2 protein-coding genes and 1 pseudogene are annotated in these 2,608 nt (G+C 69.2%); 1 reads left to right on the forward strand and 2 read right to left on the reverse strand.

What is annotated here, in order from left to right; all coding sequences use genetic code 11:
* Positions 1–301, reverse strand: a pseudogene (locus VFZ39_RS06330) (hypothetical protein); the annotation flags it as partial.
* A gap of 154 nt (positions 302–455) precedes the next feature.
* On the opposite strand from VFZ39_RS06330, the gene VFZ39_RS06335 reads away from it, so the two are divergent.
* The gene (locus tag VFZ39_RS06335; protein ID WP_330864887.1) at positions 456–1,244 is read left to right on the forward strand and encodes a mechanosensitive ion channel family protein; all 789 of its coding nucleotides are present in this window, start codon (positions 456–458) and stop codon (positions 1,242–1,244) included.
* 98 nt (positions 1,245–1,342) lie between these two features.
* Here VFZ39_RS06335 and VFZ39_RS06340 read toward each other — a convergent pair whose 3' ends face one another.
* Positions 1,343–2,485: a type III PLP-dependent enzyme gene (locus tag VFZ39_RS06340; RefSeq protein WP_330864888.1), complete on the reverse strand. Its 1,143-nt coding sequence runs from the start codon at positions 2,483–2,485 to the stop codon at positions 1,343–1,345.
* Positions 2,486–2,608 lie beyond the last annotated feature (123 nt).

Below are 2,608 nucleotides of genomic sequence, written 5' to 3' on the forward strand. Positions count from 1 at the left end.
GCGAGGCCGGCTCGACCACGGCGTCCGGGTCCTCGGGCGGCTGCCGCCAGACCAGCAGCGGGAGCAGGCCTGCGGTCGCGACGGCGTACCCGACGTGGGTGAGCATGCTGTCGGGCCGGTCGGCGGCGTCGGCGGCCAGCATCAGTCCGAGGTCGACCACCGTGTAGACCAGCAGGAGTCCCTCCCCCACCAGCGCCGCGACCCGCACGGGTCGGTCGAGGGACACCACCCGGGTCGCGGCCGCAGCCAGCACGGCCAGCACCACGAGCGCCGCCGCAAGGGCCCACGCCAGAGCAGTCACGACGAGGAGGGTACGCGGCGTCGTGGCCCGGCTCGTCCCGGGTCGTCGGCGGCGGTCTCACCCGTCTGGGTCCGTTTGCGCACCGTCTGATCGGGAACGGACAGCCAGGACCCGCTCCCCTGGCTGGGTCTGCGCCGACCGAAAGGGTCTCCTCATGAACATCGGTGACAGCGTCCAGAAGACGACCGACAAGATCTTCGACTTCTTGCCCAACCTGCTCGGCTTCCTGCTCGTCCTGCTGATCGGATACGTCGTCGCCAGACTGGTGGCGACCGCGGTCCGCAAGGTGATGGAGAGCGCCCACATCGACCAGCGGCTGCACGAGAGCTCAGCGAGTCGGTTCGTCGAGTCGATCTCGCCCAAGGCGTCGCCCACCAACGGGGTCGCGCGTGTGGTGTTCTGGTTGATCTTCATCTTCTTCATCACCGTGGCCATCGGTGCGCTCGGGATCCCAGCCGCCACCGGGTTCATGGACGACGTCCTCGCCTACCTGCCGAACGTCATCGTGGCGATCCTGATCTTCGTGGTGGCGGCCCTCATCTCCGGCGCCGTCGCCGGGGCTGTCACGCGCTTCATGGGTGACACGCCGACCGGGAAGGTGGCGGCGACGGTGGCGCCAGCCGTGATCATGGTGATCGCGTTCTTCATGATCCTCGAGCAGCTGCAGATCGCGCCCGAGATCGTCCGGATCGCCTTCACCGCGATCATGTTCGCCCTCGCCCTCGGCCTGGCACTCGCGTTCGGCCTGGGAGGCCGGGAGCTCGCAGCCGACGCCCTGCGCCAGGCGCGGAACAAGGGTTCGGAGGCTTCGTGGCGCGCGAAGCAGGACGCCGACGCGGGACCGCGGCACGCGGACACCGAGTACAGCACCTCGGCCTCGGCAACCGCCCCCACGTATGACGAGGCGATCACCTCGGATCGAGGTTTCGGGAGGACAACCTGATCCTCATGGGCCGCGGTCGGTAGTCCCCGGTTCGTCGGTCGATCTGGCTCCAGATCACGACCAACGAACCGGGGACTACCCACGACCCGACGTGATTTCTACCGGTACGTCGCGCTCAGCGGAGGCAGGCCGTTGAAGCCCACCGAGGAGTACGTGGTCGTGTAGGCCCCCGTGGCATGGAACAGCACCCGATCCCCACATCGGAGGTCGGCCGGTAGTGCGTATCGGTGCTCGCGATAGAGCACGTCCACGCTGTCGCACGTGGGTCCGGCGAGCACCACAGGCAGGGTCCGTCCGCTGAGCGGCCGGCCGTCACGTCGCACGTCGAGGCGGTACTTGATCGACTCCCCCAGGGTCTCGGCGAGTCCACCGAAGACGCCGGCGTCGAGGTAGACCCAGCGGCCGTCGGCACGATCGGCGACCAGCAGGACCTCCGTCTCGAGCACTCCCCCGTGCGCGACCAGAGCGCGACCTGGTTCGGCCATCAACGGTGGGACGTCCTCGTCGAAGACCGCACGGATCGCCGCCATCACCCGGCGTCCGTACTCCTCGATCCGAGGCGTCAGGTCGAACGTGTCGCACGGAAACCCGCCGCCGATGTCGACCATTGCCAGGTCGGCCCCGTGGCGGCGCAGCGCGTCGCGGAGCAATGCGGTGGTGCGCAACGGCTCCAGCCACGCGTCAGGGTCGCGTTGCTGGCTGCCGACGTGGAACGCGACACCGACCGGGTGGTCGGCTCGGGCGGCGGCCTGCAGCAGGCGCTCGGCGTCCTCCGCGCCGCAGCCGAACTTCGAGCTCAACGCCCAGTCCGCGCCCGACCCGCTGGTGGTGATCCGGACCAGCAGTAGCGCCCCGGGAGCGTGACGCAGAAGCTTGTCGAGCTCGTCGGGAGAGTCGAACGTGAAGGCTCGCACGCCGACCTCGTACGCGTAGGCGATGTCTCGAGGGTGCTTGACAGGGTGCCCGTACGAGAGGTCCTCCGGCCGGCCACCCGCGGTGAGGACATCTCGGATCTCACCTGGGCTGGCCACGTCCCATGCGCAGCCGAGCCGCTGCAGACGAGCGAGGATCTCCGCCGCGGGGTTCGCCTTGACCGCGTAGTGCAGCCGCACCCCCGGCAGGGCCGACTCCAACGCGACGTACGCGTCCGCGACGACATCGGTGTCGACGTACAGCCGTGGCGTGTCGCCTTCCGGCAGGGCAGGCGCGCCGATCGCGGTCAGCGCGTTCGTCAAGGTCACGGGTGGCTCCGGGGTCAAGGGGCTACTCATGAGCCAAGGAGCGCCGGGAGTCCTCACTGATACGGACGCCCCACCCACCCTTGCCCGTGCGCACCGATTCTGTACCATATGGTACATGAGCCG

Origin of the sequence: Nocardioides sp. (assembly GCF_036374615.1) — a bacterium.
Taxonomy (GTDB): domain Bacteria; phylum Actinomycetota; class Actinomycetes; order Propionibacteriales; family Nocardioidaceae; genus Nocardioides.